Genomic DNA, 16944 nt, shown 5'->3' with positions numbered 1-16944 from the left:
AAAACCTCCATATATTAAAATACGCCATTCCTCCACCTGCTAAGACCTAACGGTAAAGGAATGACGTGAATCCCACTACTCGGTAGCAATGGGCGCCTGTTTGTGCTATTTTAGATCAAACTCATTTTTGTTACGATAGAACTTAGGTAGCATACTTCTCCATAAAATATTCCGCTCTTTCTTTTGTTAATCGCCATTCTTCTGGAATTACATCTTTCGTTCCAGCTGCGGCAGAACGAGAAGTCCACTCATGATACTCTCTTAACACTGTTTCGCCTGCGCCAGCCCTTGCTTTATGCAATTCATCTGCTATTTCAGATGGTCTAGCAAGATATATTCGTGGCATCTCATTTTCTTCAGTATTTATAAACTGAACCAAACAAAACACAGTCTTTTTTCCATGAGCAGCTAACCACATATCAATGGCTTTATGATAATCTCCATTCTTAATATATCCTTGCGTTAGGCCCCAGCCACCATCCTGACTCCCTTTAACCGATATCTTAAGCATTTTATCTCCGCTAGTTGCAATCAAATCATATTCTGGCTGATTTGCTCCATATTGAACAGATACATCTATGCCATATCGAGCAAACTGAGCTACGACGAAGGCCTCTGCAGATACTCCTATGTGCCATGAACTTACTTTTTTCTTCATAATCTTCGCCTATTCTATTTAATATAAACGTATAATCACATTTTTACCTATTAATCTGGAAATACCTATTGCTATATCATTCTCCTATACATACTTCTTAAATACCTTAGCAAACAAAGCTGCCTTATCTATCATTTCATTCATAAGACTTTCGTAGTTTGAATGATCTTCAAAATCTAATCCAGGCATTCTATATAAAATTCTAGCCGCCTTCTTTCCATCTAATCTTTGCCAATCTGGATGAAGTCCTAGCTTTTCATCTATCTCTTCTTTTTGCAGATAGAGTTTTTCGAATAATTCCTTATTATCAGGAATATATAATTCGACACCTACAACATGTTCTCTATTGACAATTGTAAGTGAAACATGCGCATCGCTGGTTCCAATTGCTATATCATACCAATGATCAGTTGTTGGTTTTCTAACATTAAATGGCTTTCCACGTTCTATTAGAATCTCGTTAAAACGTGTCCAAAATTCAATTTTCTCGCTTTGTCCTTTGTTATACTCTCCAGAGCCTGACTGACCTTTTGCATTCTTGATGAAACCGTTAGGTTTCTCTACGATTTCAAACTTTGGAGCACATAAAGAATTTCCAATCTGGTATGCATGAATCTCAATCAAAAAGAAATTAAGCTTATCAGAAGTATTATTATTAAGCCATTCGATTGCACTACGATGCTCTTCACGAGCTTCCTTAACAATCCAGACAACAACCTTTGCATCTAGTCCTGATGCATATGTGATGATCTTGCCAAGATGATCATGATTTGATGCCTCAAGCTGGTTCTCAATAATAACCTTGTCGCCGGTAGTCTCATCGACACCTACAAGATCGCATCTATAAGCTCCTACGTATACTTCCTTCTCAACTTCACTTAATGTAAGTCCAATCACTTCATTCAGTTGTTCAAGATTTTCAGACTTTGAAAGCCATTCAGAGAAGTCATATTGCTCGTGGCTCCAAAGCTTTCTAATATCAACTTCATTAAGCTTACCCAACTTCATCGTTGCCACATTAATCCCTCCAATGCAGTTCCTGCTATATTTTCAGCGCTAGATATGAAATAAAATATAAAAAGCAAATCGTACTATCAAAATCACTGAAAAATAGACAAAAATCAAATATCTTTTCTGATGCATTCATTTTTCATAGCCGATTGCAATTGTATAATCAAATCACATGTTTGTTCCCATTTCCTCAAATCCTGATGTGATAAAGCATCTAAAAATCTATATGTATCATTCAACAAAGAAATCTCTCTCAAATGATACTCATAAGATTTAATATACCCACGCACATCTCGTCTCAGTATTTTTACTGACTCCTGAATAAAGGCTCGTAAATCAGGATGGGGGCTCCTTTTATATTTAGCAATCTTGCCCGAAATTACATTTACACTTTTTACTAATTCAAATGTTCTCCTTTGATATTCAATCCTATATTCTACCGAATTACTCACAATCATCTCGATCTCTTTTGTAATATATTTTTCAGCTTCTATAACATCTAGATAATCATTGGAAAACATAAATTGTCCCCTATGCGCATATGTGTGTCTGGATTGAATCAGTTCGTTATAGCTTTTTATTTGATCACGACCCTCAGTAAGCGTAAATCTAAATGATGGCATTAAATCGCTTTTTATTCCCTTTTCGATATTCTCATATTTAACATCTGGGGAGAATTTACCTTGAGGTATTTTTTTCCCTATAAATGTTTCAATATAATAATTTTGCGAACGACCTTTTTCTAATAATTCATAATACATATTCTTAATTAGCTGTTCAGAATATGTATAAGCATCAATTAATAGATTATGTTCGAAACATTTGCAACATGTTTCTAATGCATCAAAATCAATTTCTATATCAGATGCAAAGCTTCTAAAATCGCTTCTTTTATCCGAAAATCCATCATTTATAAGCTCAACATAAGATTTGCTCTTTTCTAATTGCGCCATTCTATCATCTGTATCAAACTCAAATATAAGCATTATTCTATCCTATTATTTCCTCACATATCTGAAATCTTCTTATAATAGCCTCTTTAGTTCCTGTACTAGTACTGAATGGATTTTCCTCAGCATTTTCAATAGCCCTTTTTACTAATTCATCCATCTTCTTTTCGTATCGTCCTCGTAGCATTTCTTTATTCACAGTTTCCTGAGCATCCAGTTTTCTTATATATACACCAACCATAGCTTCTAAAATGCAGACATTAAAATTACCTGTATATAATGCTTTACCAGTAGTATCGATTACCACACGCTTAAACAGGTTTTTTTCAGGAAAAATTTGCTTTAATTCTGTGATTGCCCTATCAACTTTAATTGCAAAATCCGGTGTTATTTCGTCCTTCTTATGTTCTTCACAAAAAGAATTTAAAATATTATTGAGACCGTTCTTATCACACTTTTCCTTGTTATAATAAATATCTGACATAGCATACACTCTTAAAAGGGCCTCAACGTGAGCGTCCTTTTTCTGCATTGCAACAGAATAAAGTTTTCTCAGCTCATCACATTTGTTTGCCTGCTCATACAAAGACTTTATAAAGGGACCATATGCAAGTGATTTTCTGATTTGCATTGAATTAAGTTTTTCTGAACCTGAATTTAATCTTTCAAAAATCATATATTTTGAATCCGAGTTTTCAGGATTTATCTGTCTAAATTCTACAAGTGGAATTGTGCTTCTTTTTATTATTCTTTGCTGATCAGCCGTCAAATCATCAAAAGATTTCCCCTTTAAATCCTCCGAAATATTACCTGATAATTTCGCTTTTGCTTTTCTTATAGTATTTGGATTATCAACCCATGGCTTTCCAGTTACATAATTTGTCACCGTTACTAGTCTCTGATATCCATCAATTACTTCATACTCATTTTTTCCGACTTCCAAGAAGAATAATGGTGGAATAGGCAATCCTATTAGAATAGACTCAATTAATCTAGAACTCTTTTGCGCATCCCATACAAACTCTCGCTGCATCTCTGGCTTACGTATTTCCCCATTTTCATACATATCTATCAGCTCACCAAAAGAACGGTTACTAACCCAATGCTTAATATTGTATGAAAGTAAAGACTCTGCTCCTGTGTCTTTATTAAAAAATTCATCTATTCTCGCATATAACTCATCAGACATCTCGTATTTATCAAGCTTTGATATTAATTCTTCCGGGTTTAGCGCATCTATTTTTAATGAATAATCATTCATTTCAGCAATATCAATTTCACTAACAATGTTGTCAGTTAATCCAATATAAAATGTCATCTCTAATCTCCTCACTATCAGATATAATCCTTAAATATTTCGCCTAAATTCATAATACCCATCTTCCCAAGTAACATAATTTGAATAGTCTTTTCCACCATAATACTTGATGCCATTTATCCCAACCATCCTGCAGCATTCCGCAACAAACGAAGGAATCAGGTATTCTCTAGGTCGTTTCCCCGAATCGTTTTTCAATGGGAAACGTATATATTTGAAAAATGTATTTAAACCTCTCCGATTTTTTTCGGACAAATCAATTAATCGGACGTTAGTGTTAACACCAACTTCAACTGTTTGTAAAACTTTCTGTTCTTCATCATCTTTGGTCATATGCTTTCGTATCTCATTTTGTGCACCTTCAACTTTATCAGAAAAGTAAAAATATGATTGTCCAGAATGATTGTAACGTCCCGGATAAGTGACACCATATGGGGCTCTTCTCATCTGTTCCCATACATAAGGAGCTTCATCTTTTAATCTTGCTCTACAATGATAATAGCAATCTCTATCAAAATTAATTACATAGGGGAACTCATTGATTAAACTAAAAATTCTTTCACCAATCTCACTCTTCATAGCCATCATTGGATGTTCATCCAAGTAAGACATGAAATTCATTAATTCATTTTCGGTAAATTTTTCTTCATATTCAGTAACATCTAGAAAATCCTCTGCTCTACAAATTACATTCAATTCTGATGATGTCGCATTATCATCTGTATTAGTGACACTAACAAATCGTCTTATATCATTTCTATAAATAATATTATCGTTATATGCTAATCGTTCCGCACTTGACTTATTTAATCCAGCTAACGCGGACGCAAATCCCGTTGGCAAAGATAAATCATGTCCCAAACTCTTTATTAATTCCGATGTTCTAAAAAAAGAGAAATCTGGCATTTCCATTGAAATGCCATTTAACGAATTTTGCAAAGCACCAACACAGGCTGAAATATTAGAATTTGCAAAGCCAATCTGAACTTCTTTTAGCATCGGTGTTGCTGTTGGCAAACTTGCTAAGACTGCTAATTGTGACTGAATGTCTGCCAACTGTAGTGCAAATGAACCATTGCTAAAAACGTTGGCATCAATATATTTCTGACCTATCATTTGAGAAACTACAGGCTGAACACTCATTTGTACCTGGGCAACTCTGAGGGCACTATTCAATTGTCCACTTATATTTTCCAATGGTCTTAATTGTTCTGCAGCAATTTTAAGTGCCGAGGTCATACCATCCGTATTTATTTGAGCAAAAGTTTTTTTTGTTGATTCAGAAAACTGTCCTAATACTTCTGAAACATTCATATATGATTCCGCTGATGTCATTATATATTCCCCCATTTAATTGTTTAGCTATTTTTCAGAAAGAATCTCGTCTATATCTTCACACAGCCATCCAAGCTGCTTCTTTTTTATATTATCGATTCTTTCAGCATTACATAATCCATCTTTGACTAATTTTTTTAATAATTTTAAAGCTGAAATATCAACTTCATCAAAACTACTAATCCAGACATCTCTATATATACATAATAGTGCTCCTCTAAAATTATGTATTTGTTCAGCTGACGAAGATAATAACATTCCCGCTATCTTCTCTATCTTGTAATTACTAATAAATCTATGGTTGGTTACGTATTTGTTTTTGTTTTTATATGCGTCATCATGCATAAAATCAATATCTTCTGGTTTGTATGAAAATGAATCTACCTTTTTTGCACCATAAAAACTTTCTTTTAATCCATCAACTAATGACAAATACTGTTTTAAAACATCTGTATCATGTATCTCATAATGTCGTAAAAAAACATCATCAATATTTTCAATATCCTTTGCAAAAGACTCCATGTTGGCCTTCATAGCCTTTTCAAGGTCAGAAATATCATGCTTAACAATATTTCCTGCTACTATGGCATAATATGCAAGCTTACCATATATTGTAATCGGAAAAACCTCTACATTCTGAAGCTTTTTAGCGATATTATCTAAAGCAGTCCGAACTTCTACATCTTCATGCAAATAGTATTCACAAAGAGTATTATAGTCCTTATCTGATATATTATTATGAGCATTTTCATACAAGCGATAATTCCTATATGTATCCATAGCCTCTTTAACACTTTCAGGTTCAAAGGTTTGATTTAAAATGTAATCATACAAAAACCTTGGAAGCGGATAATCATTACACCCCAATTTAGTGGAAAGAATATTTTCATCAGACCATTTACTATCACTTGTCGTTCTTATTCTTACAGAAAAATAAATAGCGGAAATCCAAATACATTTGTAAAAATCTTTTTGACCTTTATCATATGGTATTCTTTCAAATACATCCACTGCTTTTTGAGTACCAAAAATAAAAATACGTAAGTTACGCTTACAAATTGATTGCACTATACTTTTAATGTAATCTTGTAAACCATCATTAAAAATCTCTGTCAAAATAGAATTATTAAATAGTTCTACAATTGAGCTAATTGCTACCTCTTGCGAAAGTTGAAACTGAACAGTATCTCCTATTGTCTTCTCTTTAGCCTCGATATATTTCACCACAGACTCATCTATCATTTTTTCTGATTGTTGTTCCTTTTTCTCTTTTTGCTCTTGGAACATTGCTTCAACGATAGCGTCTATATCAACAGGAGAAGGTGTCTTAATATTTAATAATTCAGATTCATTGGCAACAAGCAAAACCTTAACTTGGTCTTGTTCTACAAGATTATTAACAAAACCTAAAACTTTTAAAATATCTATATTAGAGCGTTCCAAATCTTCTAAAACAAGAAGTTTACCGCTAAGATTAACTGAACTATATAGCCCTTTTAATGCTTTATCCGAAACATCTATATCGAAATTAAAAACATTTTTAGCAACGTTTTTAGCAACATTACTGGCAACGATTTTTCCTGCATTTACTTTTTCCGCGGAATTTTTAAATAAATGAATTTTACGCTTTTCAAATGTCGCCTTAAGCTTTGAAAAACGAGCTTCCATATATATACTTCTGCTAAGCGCAAATAAATCTTCGATGCCATACAAAGAAACAACTAAAACTTCATGCCCTTGTTCCGTCAAAAATGGCGTGAGAACTTTTTCAATATAATAGCTTTTTCCGCATCCCCATTCACCGGTAATCATTATTGCTGTTTTCGTATAATCTTTTTCTATATAATGTTTTACATATCCATTCAAAGAATTCTCTGAAATCACAATTAATCCCCCTAATAAAAGCTATGCAGCATGTGATATCCAACCATATCCCTGAATCGCCATATCGATAAAGTGATTCAATAGCAATGTTATCTTTGACTGGAAAGATTCCTTGTCATAGCTCTCAGGTAAGTCAGCATCCAAAGATGTTTGGATTGCATTCTTTACTTTTTCTCTTGGCATATCGTCTTTGTACCAATCAACGACAAGTAAGCTATCTCGATTCTCAGATAGCTTCTTAAATAAATTTTTTGCTGCCAATTTAACTTTCTGTTCTTCAGCTTGACTAAGTTTCTTTCCAGCTATAAGAAGATCATACATTTCCAGTTCTTCTTCAGTTAAGCCTTCTACTTCTGCTCTCTTTTCTTCACCTTTAAGCTGCTCAATCAGCTCAAGTAACTGCTCGTAGTAATCTTCATTCTCTGAACCGCCAGCATTATATCTATCAATGATATTTTTGTAGCGCTGAGCAAATGAATCTCTGGTACAATTCTGCTTCATCATTCGCTGCAGTGCTTGGTCAATAAAGTCCTTTAAATCATCAATTTCAATTGCCTTATACTGAGCAGTCTTTAATTCTTTGCGCAATTCATCAACATCAATCTTTGATAAATCAATTACTTTTGTTCCATGTATTGCCCACTGTCCATTAGAATTATCTTCGGCTGGATTAGATGTTACACTAGTATCCAATAATTGTGACATTCTAACTCGGGCTCTATTAACCTTTTCATCATCTATTGTATGATTAAATAATCCATACAAATACGCTAAAGGTGGAAACTTGTCATTACTCCAATGTCTTTCAAAAATCTCTGGCTTAGAGGCATCGTATAAATTCATAAGAACATTTAATTGCACCTTAAACTGTTCCTTATTATCATCCACTGCAATAACAGTGTTATAGGCATTTCTGAATTCATCAAGCTTATCAAAGATATCCGTCATCTCAATAATCTTTGATAAATAGATACCCACTCTTTGCAAAAACTGATCTGACTGATCAATGGTGCTTTCAATGTATTCCACTAACTGGTCAATATCCTTCGCTGGGAAGTCTTCTCCATTATCGCCAGTGGCATACTCTGAAAGCGCTTTCTTCATGTATTTGAATACATTAACGTAATCAACGATAATACCACAGCTCTTACCCGGATATACTCTGTTCGCTCTTGCAATGGCCTGCATAAGAGTATGTCCCTTCATAGGTTTATCAAGGTACAATGTTGACATATTTGGAACATCAAATCCTGTAAGCCACATTGCGCACACGAAAACAAGTTGGAGGTTATCATTAGGGTCTTTGAATCTATCTTCCAAATCTTTGCCTTCAGCAGTTATCTCATTCATTTTTGCTCTGTGCTTAGTAATATCTAATTTATACTTCTTAAACTTTTCAACTTCATCTGCTTCTTCAGATACAACAACTGCCATCTCAACCTTATTCATATAATCAAGAATAGCAGATAATCTTTCTCTTTCTTCTTTGGAAGGAGCCGTGTTTCTTTCCTTCATTATTTCAGTTTTCTCTATGCCCCAATAATGTTGAACTAAGTCGTACATTTTTACGGCTGTATATTTATCAACTGAAACAACCATGCCCTTTCCAAGAAACCCTCGACGAGGAAAATGATGTGCAATATCCTTTGCAATCTTATCTAATCTATCTTCACGTTTAATAACTTCAAGAATTCTAGATGAAGAATTTTCAAGTAAACGCACTTCATCCTCGTTAAGATTCTCATCCTCAATAATATCTACTACATCATCATCAAGGAAATCATTCTGTAATCCCACTTCAGGTACACGTCTAGAATAGAATAATGGTACAGTAGAACCATCTTCTACAGATTGTGCAAAGTTGTACTCAGATACATAATCACCAAACCACTGATTTGTTAATCGCTTTGAACCCAAAAGCGGCGTTCCAGTAAAAGCGACATAATTGGCATTCGGAATTGCTCTACGCATATTCTCCGCTAAATCTTTATACTGAGAACGATGTGCTTCATCTACAAGCACAAAGATATCATCACGTGTCGTTAATACGGGATACTCCTTACCCTTTTCATACTTAAATTTATGTATGAGCGTAAATATAAACGGCTTGTTAGATTTCAGATATTCCCTCAACTGCTTGCTATCCTTAGGTTGACATTCTTCCTTATCGCCAAGAGTTTCTGTTCTAACAAAGTTTTTATGAATCTGCGAGTCAAGATCTGTTCGATCTGTAATAATTAAGAAAGTAAAATTGCCTGGTACCTTTCTTTTTACCTTACGAGCAAACATAACCATAGAATATGATTTTCCAGAGCCTTGTGTATGCCAAAACACACCCAACTTACCTTGCAATTCCTTACGATTGTATACGGCTTCCATAAGATTGTTTACACCATGATACTGATGATTCTTGGCAATAATCTTAATTGACTGATTCTGGAAAAGAATAAAGTTCTCAATGTAATCAATCAACCTATTTTTATCCAGTAAACCATCTACAAAAAGACGTGCTGAACTCTCACTAAATGAGTTAGCATTAGCAAGTTCTTCTCTATGTAATTCATCCTTTTCAGAATTAACCTTTAGCCATTCAAAGAAATGATTATATGTAGCATTAAATGCTCCTAATCTTGTCTCCAATCCGTTAGACAAAACGCATATCTGATTAAATGCAAACAAATTTGGAATATCTCTCAAATAGTCTTTGAGATTCTTTGTATAAGCTTCCTCTACCTTGATAATGCTGTTTTTAAGCTCAATGAATACCAATGGTAAACCATTTACAAATACAATGATATCTGGTCTTCTATAATAAACCTTGCCTTGTATCCACATCTGCGAAACAGCCGTAAATGTATTATTCTCAGGATGATCAAAATCAATTAACTTTACTATTTCAAAATCTGTCTTCCCGTTTTTGACTACATCGATTTTGATTCCATTTCTAATCTGCTGGTACAAACGATAATTAGTTTGCACCATGTCTGTTCCTGTAAAATCTCTAGATAAATCTTTAGCTATTCTTTGGAGATATGATAATTCGACATTTGGGTTAATTCTCTGTAATGATTTCTCAATAACTAAAGGCAATACGCATTGTTTTTTTGACGCACGAAAAGTACCGTCATTCAAATCATCTCGTTTTGATGGATCTGAATCACAGATTACAATATCGTAATGAAAAGGCGCCGCTTTTAACTTTGCCAAAATTGCCTGTTCGATATCATCTTCAGATATGAAATTACGCATAATCATACCTCCAATACTTTTATACTTCCAATTTTCCACTCATAAGACGAGGCAACAATAAGTCTCTTTGTTTTGTGAGATTACTATTTAACAGCGATAATTTATATATTTGTTCAAAGCAGTTATCTACCATCAAAGAAAATTTTTTTTGTATTTCCATAGGTGGAATAAGCAGTTTTATCCGCTTAAGTGAGCTTCCAGATAATTCCAAAAATGTTGCACCCGAACCGTAGCCTTCCAGTAAGGACTTGTTCATTTTAAAAAAATAAAACAGGTACTGATGCATTATCTTAGTTTCATCACAAACCACACTTTTAAACCCCTGGTTTGTACACATCTCATTTCTAGCTAATGCAACATATCCAATAGGTGCTCTCGAAGACAACAACACAGTATTTTTTGGCATTATTTTTGCGCTTGATTTTTCTAATCCTAGTTCTGTTATACTTTTTTCTCCTGAAGAAATATATACCCCGTTAAAGCTTGCTAAATCCGCTGGAGTCAACCAAGGAATATTTCCATTCCAATAATCAGATTCTTTTGTCGAGGGGGTTCCACCTCCAACAACCTCTCCAATTTCAACTATTTTTTTTATTTCCCATCCTTTTGGAATACCATTTTCAAATTCCACATCTTTATAACCCGGGAATCTAAATCGCACAAACCACTCTTTATACAAATTGTCTGACATTTGTTCCAATAATCTAATACGGCTAGCATTGTTATCAATTAAGTCATCTATTGTTTTTAATATATCTGCTATTCTATCTTGAGTATCTCGTTCGGGTAAATAAACTAATACTCTGTTTAATTGACTATATGACACAAATGGTTGTGCACTTCCATCAGCTAGACTTTTTAAATTAGCATTCAATAACGCATAATAACCATAATGCTTATTAACATTATTCTTTATATTACACATAACCCCATTGTACGTCACAAAATGCTTACCATTTGCCCACACAACACTTCCTGCATTCGCACCAATATGTCCTATCACAGGAGCATCTTCATTATTGTACTTATCATATCCCCCTATAATACCATTGCTACCATATACTGGATATATTCCTCCATTGTCTGGATTATTATTACCTTTTCCGTATTGAAAATCATATATTTCAGATAGTCTACTATATTCCATACCTTACTCTCCAAACAATCCTATAATGCAAGCTGAAATCTTATTCTCAAGTTTTGACGCCTCGTTATTAAGATTTGATAATTCTGCATTAAGCCCAAGCATAGTTTCCTTATACTCTTCCTCTGTCATGCCATCATCTTCAATAACTACACCGACATATCTGCCAGCGTTAAGCGAATAATCTTGATCAATAATTCCATCTTCGCCGTCCAGCTTCGCCACCTTGCAAAGGCCTATAACATCTGTATACACACCATCCGGAAATCTTTCAGTTAACCAATTTATCTGTGCTTGCCAATAATCTTTAGTCTTGATTTCCACATCATCTGATGTCTCTGGAGCATTTTCATATTCTGACTTGTATTCATTTACAAGAACAGTATACGCTTCTGCATCGCCATTATATAATTTTGTAATAATTCCGAGATTCTTTATCTGTTCTTCACTAAACTTCCTATGAGCTCTATCTATTTGTGTAAAAACACTTCTTGCATCAATAAATAAAATTTCATCTTTTTTCTTTCTTGACTTATCAAAAAACCACAATGTTGCAGGTAATGTAACTGATGAAAACATATTTGAAGGTAAAGTGACCATTTGACTTATGATTCCATCCGATATCATTTTTTTTCTGATTTCATATTCTGACCCACCTGCATCAGATGCTGAATTTGCCATAACTAAGCCTGCACGCCCATCATCATTAAGCGCAGTTGCAAAATATCCTATCCATAAGTAATTAGCATTAGGCACAGTTTCTTTGTTGTCAGAGTTTTTCTTTGTTGATTTTGTTTTATTTCTTGGTATGCCGTATGTATTAAACCTCTCGTCCCCTAATACCTTTTCTACAACAACTTCGTCAACATTAAACGGAGGATTAGCCATAACATAATCAAATTGCCCTACAGCATTATATGGATCTGAATAGAATGAATTTGCCTCGGTAATTTCGCCTCTAACGTTATTTAAAAGCAAATTCATTTTTGCAAGTTTTACAGTATCTGGCTCTTTTTCAACTCCATAGCATCTGAATCTCATCAAATCATCTGAAGTTGCATTATGGTTATGCATATATCTTGCAGCTTGAACAAACATACCACCAGAACCACATGCTGGATCTAAAAATTTCTTATCTCCTGTCTCTGGATTTATTACTTCTACCATGTACTGAACAACTGATGCTGGAGTATAGAAAGCTCCACCATCTTTACCTTCAGCCAATGCAAAATTGCCTAAGAAGTATTCGTAAATCTGACCAAAAATATCAATTGTAGAATTCTCTGGAATATCCTTGAACACCCTTACTATACGCGATAACAATTCAGGTTCCTCTTTAGGAACAAGCTGTGCGTATACCTCTTTAGGTAGTACACCTTCCATAAATGGATTTTCATCTTCAATCGCCTGCATTGCCTCTTTCACAAGAGTTGCCTTATTTGCATCATCAGGGGCATCATTTATAAAGTCATAATATGCACATTCAGGTAAATAAAAACCACATTTTTCAATTGAAATTTCTTTAATTGTTTTTTCTGCTCTTCCACCTTTATGGTCTTCATATTCTGACATTATTTCTTCTTTATGCTGTTTAAAAAGAATGTCTGCATATCGTAAGAAGATGAGCCCCAAAATTGGTTGTCCATATTTATTTGCAGCTAAATGTGCTCCGGAACGAAGTACATCTGCTGAATGCCACAAGTCATCTTTTAATTTCTTTAATTCCTGATCAGTCATAATCTATCCTCTATTTTTTTATTTATTCTTTAACAACTACCATTTTAATCTTTTAAGTATCCATAAAATGGGACTGTTTAAAAATCAATCTCCGCAATATCACTCAACTGGCATTTGAACTCCCTGCAGATTTTTTCCAGAACCTCCATTTGAACATTGTCGCCTTTCTCTAATTTTGCGATTGTTGCATAACTAATACCAGCTCGTTCAATTAAATCTTTGCGTTTCATTTTCTTATCACGCATTAAATTAAATAGTTTCTGATATGATACTGCCATAGTCATTCCTTCTCACTGTCAAAACAGTGCCAAAATACAATAAATACACTATTTAACAGTATATCATATCCTCTCTCAAAATAGCCAAGAAATTCGTGTGAACAGGCGAATTTTTTGTAGCAGAATCATGCAGATGATGTTGCCACCATCTGCATGAAAAAACACTTTTACTCTTCCTCCTCATACTTTGTTCCAAATTAAATTTCATCTACATCTTCATCAATCTCAGGCGAAGGGATTCCACCGCAAGCCTCACGAGTCTCTTCTATTATTTTGCAAATAGCACCTCCAGGAATCACATAAACAATCTTAGCTTTAGCCTTCTTACCAATCTTGTCATAAAGTCTTCCCGCACTCATCGTGTCACCTTGAACTGTATATGCGCTGTTAGCTACATAGCCGACTTTACCAATTCCCTTCATTTTGACCATGATTGCTTCAGCGTCATACTCATTCTTAGGCTCCTTCTTAAGCTTTACTTTCATTCCCTTCTTCATGAAGTCATTTCCAAAATAATGATTGCATCCAGTTAATGTGAAATACTGCTTTGCCATGATGAATACCTCCTTTACTCTATCTCATCATCTTTTCCAAAATACTTTTCCCGGATTTCTTTAGGAAAGTAATCTGCCGGTTCTACATACGTTAGTTCTTCTCTTAGACGTGTTTCTTTGATTTCCTCTTCACCCTTCATCAAAAATTTAGTAAACTCAAGAAACGACCCATCTTCTTTAGAAACAACTATTGCACAGTGCCCATAGCCCCCTTTGTAGTTTGCATCCTCCTCAGCCGTAAACATGTATGCTGTCTCGTATTCAACGCACGTATCAGCATTAGGCTTCCTACGTTTTCCAATCTCCAAAGCTTCCTCATATGTAATCATTACCATCTCCTCCTTCCACGACGACCACCGCCATTGTTCATTTTCATAAGTTCTGACAACACTGCAAATGGGAAAATCAATATACATAACACAACTAACATGGCTTTTACCTCCTGAATAAGTTGGTTGCTTTCTTTCTATGATTAAATAATAGCAACTTAGTTGTCCCAAAATAGGGACAGCATCACAAACCCTGTGTTTTCAAGGCTTCCGGGGTATTTTGTGCAAAAGTAAACGCTAGTAGCAATAAAAAACAGGGACGGCCCCACCTCAGTGAGACCGGCCCTAACATTACCTGCACGCATCCTTATTTCGATGCTTATACGCTTTGCTATCCCAGATTTCTATTCTGTAATCTGTCTTAGCTACGATCTCAGCTACTCGCTTCAGCACATCGTCATAATCATCGGTGTGTATCTTTTTCATAGTTCATACCTTCATTCGGAAGTAGCTTCTCCCGAATTTTCCTTTCTTGAAAATGAATTGATAGTTACGCTCATGTCCATTCCTTGCGCTAAAATGGGCATAATAATAGACCAGTACTGTCTGGGCGTCACCAGTGAATCTCCAGCAGTATTGGTCTGTTTAAAATGTTATTCCCAAAACGAAACATGTTCGTATCCTTCAGGATAATACTCTACATAATCTTCTATAGGTGGTAATCGATTCACAATAGTATCCGCAAAAGAATATAATTGCTCTATATCATCAAGAAAATCTGCAGGAGTACCAATGTCCGTATCTTTAAATGAATTGATTGCATTTCTTTTTTTTCTAACAGATTCCAACCAGCTTTTATACTTATCAGAACCATAAACCACATCGCAAAAATAGTTTTGTAAATCAACAAATCTCATATCCTTTAATGGAACCTTTTTCCCTTTATTATTAAGATATGGGTTATTATCATAATCTTCAACATAGATTGATAAAAATAATCTAATCCATGACTCGACAATTGAGCCCAGATTCGCTCTAGCCAAAATCAACTCACCATCAGTCATAAACACACCCTTATCCAGCCAAATCTTCAAAGTACATGTCAACTCTTTAATCCATTTTAACTGAGCTTCATCTAACAAATCTGCAGCCTTATCGGGTGCGAATCCACGCGAGCACTTCCAAATCAAGCACGTATTACTCGTGTCTCTTACAAGTTTTTCATAATTATCCACTATTCTATTCCTCTTCTATGACTGATTTTTTAAGTTTTTCAGGTGAGTTTTTTAGTTTCCACAATTCAGGGTTATTCCGAATTTTCTTTCCTACTTTGTTATGTATCATAAAATGCTGAATATCTCCATCGTTATATCCTTGCATTTTTAAATGGTAACGTAATGCATTCACCACAGAATCGCCCTTTTCCCTTAATAATCTCTTTTCGACTTCTGGCGCTGCAATTCCCCAATACTTATTCATTACCCTTATTATTTCTTCATCCTTAACGTTGGCATCATGAAGAGCTGCAATCGTATTTGAAATACCTATCTCTAATGCTTCGTAATATGCCTCATCCTCCCTTTCCATTATTGCGTTAGCCAATCCTTCTCTAGCCATATCGGCACCTTTCCTGAAAATATTCGCTACATCTTCTCTAGTCAAAATGATAACCTCCCTTGTTAAGTAATAAGCACCTCTTCTATTATAATTCATTTATTATAGAAGAGGTGCCTAAATTCATCTAAACCCTCACCACATCAAACATCTCTCCACTTTTCACCTTAATCCCCTGATGCAGAAACCGTTGTATATCCAACTTATTCCTCTCATCATATTTGCCAGTCTCCTTATAAAGTGGATGCTAGGTGACATCATATTTGTCCGACAAAAATGGACGTACACCTCGAAGCTGCAGGATGCACTTGTCGCCATCCATGACTGCGATTTCATCCACGGTCATGAGGTCCTTACCACTCTTCAACTTGCCGCTTCGTGGCAAATTAACCTCTTCATTTTTGTATTCAAAGATTCCCGCGCTTTGTCAGCGTAAAAGCATGAAACCTCAAAAGTATTATTTCCTATCTTTTTAGAAAAGCCAGCACATTTTTCCTGTGCTGGCTTTTCTACATTCTGTATTCTATTGTTGTTTTCCATAAAGTCCTCCTTTTCCGAACACGAAAAAAGCAGCAGACTATTCCTAATCTACTGCTAGAATACACGTCACACTATAAAAATTATTTCTGTAGCCTATTTGATATAATGGTACGCTCATTCCCAGTTATTTCAAGTGTGTTCATGGCATCTTCCAATGAACATTTCATATTCTTCATCATTTTTCGAATATCACTGACAAGCGTATCAATCCTAGTGGCTTCAGAACTCTTTCTAGCTTCTTCTTCTGCATATTTTCTTACTGATTCACACACAATATCACGTCCTTTTCATCGACAATCTTATTGATTTGCTTATTTTCCTGAGTCTTGCCACCAGCCTCCATATTATCCATTGCCTTTTCATTTCTCCTCACATTAATAATAGCATCATACCAGACCCAAAA

General features: G+C 34.8%; 16 protein-coding genes and 1 pseudogene. All 17 read right to left on the bottom strand.

Annotated features, from left to right (window positions below; all coding sequences use genetic code 11):
• Nucleotides 1–142: 142 nt before the first annotated feature.
• Nucleotides 143–658: a PDDEXK-like family protein gene (locus BM097_RS13540; RefSeq protein WP_090551255.1), complete on the bottom strand. Its 516-nt coding sequence runs from the start codon at nt 656–658 to the stop codon at nt 143–145.
• Between the two features lie 84 nt (nt 659–742).
• Nucleotides 743–1666 (bottom strand): DUF4268 domain-containing protein, encoded by a 924-nt coding sequence (locus BM097_RS13535; RefSeq protein ID WP_177197473.1) that lies wholly within the window; start codon nt 1664–1666, stop codon nt 743–745.
• A 113-nt stretch (nt 1667–1779) separates the two neighbouring features.
• Entirely contained in the window at nt 1780–2655 is an 876-nt protein-coding gene (locus BM097_RS13530; RefSeq protein WP_090551248.1) for a hypothetical protein, read from the bottom strand.
• Nucleotides 2656–2659: 4 nt separating this feature from the next.
• A complete protein-coding gene (locus BM097_RS13525) occupies nt 2660–3937 on the bottom strand; it encodes a DUF262 domain-containing protein (protein ID WP_090551245.1) in 1278 nt (425 codons plus the stop codon).
• A 30-nt stretch (nt 3938–3967) separates the two neighbouring features.
• Nucleotides 3968–5272 carry an RES domain-containing protein gene (locus BM097_RS13520; RefSeq protein ID WP_177197472.1) on the bottom strand — a complete coding sequence of 435 codons (1305 nt, stop codon included), beginning with the start codon at nt 5270–5272 and terminating at the stop codon, nt 3968–3970.
• A 27-nt stretch (nt 5273–5299) separates the two neighbouring features.
• Complete coding sequence (locus BM097_RS13515; RefSeq protein WP_090551237.1) at nt 5300–7156, bottom strand: P-loop NTPase fold protein; 1857 nt, start codon at nt 7154–7156, stop codon at nt 5300–5302.
• A gap of 21 nt (nt 7157–7177) precedes the next feature.
• Nucleotides 7178–10405 carry a type I restriction endonuclease subunit R gene (locus BM097_RS13510; protein ID WP_090551235.1) on the bottom strand — a complete coding sequence of 1076 codons (3228 nt, stop codon included), beginning with the start codon at nt 10403–10405 and terminating at the stop codon, nt 7178–7180.
• A 19-nt stretch (nt 10406–10424) separates the two neighbouring features.
• Entirely contained in the window at nt 10425–11552 is a 1128-nt protein-coding gene (locus tag BM097_RS13505; RefSeq protein ID WP_090551231.1) for a restriction endonuclease subunit S, read from the bottom strand.
• 3 nt (nt 11553–11555) lie between these two features.
• Nucleotides 11556–13286, bottom strand: coding sequence for a type I restriction-modification system subunit M (locus tag BM097_RS13500; RefSeq protein WP_090551225.1), 1731 nt, complete (start codon nt 13284–13286; stop codon nt 11556–11558).
• 77 nt (nt 13287–13363) lie between these two features.
• Nucleotides 13364–13564, bottom strand: a complete 201-nt coding sequence (locus BM097_RS13495) for a helix-turn-helix domain-containing protein (protein ID WP_090551220.1) — start codon at nt 13562–13564, stop codon at nt 13364–13366.
• Nucleotides 13565–13761: 197 nt separating this feature from the next.
• The gene (locus tag BM097_RS13490; protein ID WP_090551218.1) at nt 13762–14118 is read right to left on the bottom strand and encodes an HIRAN domain-containing protein; all 357 of its coding nucleotides are present in this window, start codon (nt 14116–14118) and stop codon (nt 13762–13764) included.
• 14 nt (nt 14119–14132) lie between these two features.
• On the bottom strand, nt 14133–14447 hold the full coding sequence (locus BM097_RS13485; protein WP_090551215.1) for a hypothetical protein: 315 nt from the start codon (nt 14445–14447) through the stop codon (nt 14133–14135).
• A 291-nt stretch (nt 14448–14738) separates the two neighbouring features.
• Nucleotides 14739–14873: a hypothetical protein gene (locus BM097_RS16835; protein ID WP_255406675.1), complete on the bottom strand. Its 135-nt coding sequence runs from the start codon at nt 14871–14873 to the stop codon at nt 14739–14741.
• A 167-nt stretch (nt 14874–15040) separates the two neighbouring features.
• A complete protein-coding gene (locus BM097_RS13480; protein WP_090551212.1) occupies nt 15041–15622 on the bottom strand; it encodes a hypothetical protein in 582 nt (193 codons plus the stop codon).
• A gap of 4 nt (nt 15623–15626) precedes the next feature.
• A complete protein-coding gene (locus BM097_RS13475; protein ID WP_090551209.1) occupies nt 15627–16049 on the bottom strand; it encodes a hypothetical protein in 423 nt (140 codons plus the stop codon).
• A gap of 79 nt (nt 16050–16128) precedes the next feature.
• Nucleotides 16129–16365 (bottom strand): annotated as a pseudogene (locus BM097_RS16735) (VirD4-like conjugal transfer protein, CD1115 family); the annotation flags it as partial.
• Nucleotides 16365–16541 (bottom strand): hypothetical protein, encoded by a 177-nt coding sequence (locus BM097_RS13470; RefSeq protein WP_090551207.1) that lies wholly within the window; start codon nt 16539–16541, stop codon nt 16365–16367. The gene BM097_RS13470 and the pseudogene BM097_RS16735, both read right to left, overlap by 1 nt.
• Between the last annotated feature and the right edge of the window lie 403 nt (nt 16542–16944).

It is taken from the genome of Pseudobutyrivibrio sp. OR37, from assembly GCF_900113655.1.
In the GTDB taxonomy this organism is placed as follows: Bacteria; Bacillota; Clostridia; order Lachnospirales; family Lachnospiraceae; genus Pseudobutyrivibrio.
This window is presented reverse-complemented; position numbering and strand designations above follow the sequence as displayed.

Excerpts from the sequence above, each read along its gene's own strand:
- BM097_RS13540 (WP_090551255.1), bottom strand. The coding sequence starts at position 658 with ATGAAGAAAAAAGTAAGTTCATGGCACATAGGAGTATCTGCAGAGGCC.
- BM097_RS13535 (WP_177197473.1), bottom strand. The coding sequence starts at position 1,666 with ATGAAGTTGGGTAAGCTTAATGAAGTTGATATTAGAAAGCTTTGGAGC.
- BM097_RS13530 (WP_090551248.1), bottom strand. The coding sequence starts at position 2,655 with ATGCTTATATTTGAGTTTGATACAGATGATAGAATGGCGCAATTAGAA.
- BM097_RS13525 (WP_090551245.1), bottom strand. The coding sequence starts at position 3,937 with ATGACATTTTATATTGGATTAACTGACAACATTGTTAGTGAAATTGAT.
- BM097_RS13520 (WP_177197472.1), bottom strand. The coding sequence starts at position 5,272 with ATGACATCAGCGGAATCATATATGAATGTTTCAGAAGTATTAGGACAG.
- BM097_RS13510 (WP_090551235.1), bottom strand. The coding sequence starts at position 10,405 with ATGCGTAATTTCATATCTGAAGATGATATCGAACAGGCAATTTTGGCA.
- BM097_RS13505 (WP_090551231.1), bottom strand. The coding sequence starts at position 11,552 with ATGGAATATAGTAGACTATCTGAAATATATGATTTTCAATACGGAAAA.
- BM097_RS13500 (WP_090551225.1), bottom strand. The coding sequence starts at position 13,286 with ATGACTGATCAGGAATTAAAGAAATTAAAAGATGACTTGTGGCATTCA.
- BM097_RS13495 (WP_090551220.1), bottom strand. The coding sequence starts at position 13,564 with ATGGCAGTATCATATCAGAAACTATTTAATTTAATGCGTGATAAGAAA.
- BM097_RS13490 (WP_090551218.1), bottom strand. The coding sequence starts at position 14,118 with ATGGCAAAGCAGTATTTCACATTAACTGGATGCAATCATTATTTTGGA.
- BM097_RS13485 (WP_090551215.1), bottom strand. The coding sequence starts at position 14,447 with ATGATTACATATGAGGAAGCTTTGGAGATTGGAAAACGTAGGAAGCCT.
- BM097_RS16835 (WP_255406675.1), bottom strand. The coding sequence starts at position 14,873 with ATGAAAAAGATACACACCGATGATTATGACGATGTGCTGAAGCGAGTA.
- BM097_RS13470 (WP_090551207.1), bottom strand. The coding sequence starts at position 16,541 with ATGGAAAACAACAATAGAATACAGAATGTAGAAAAGCCAGCACAGGAA.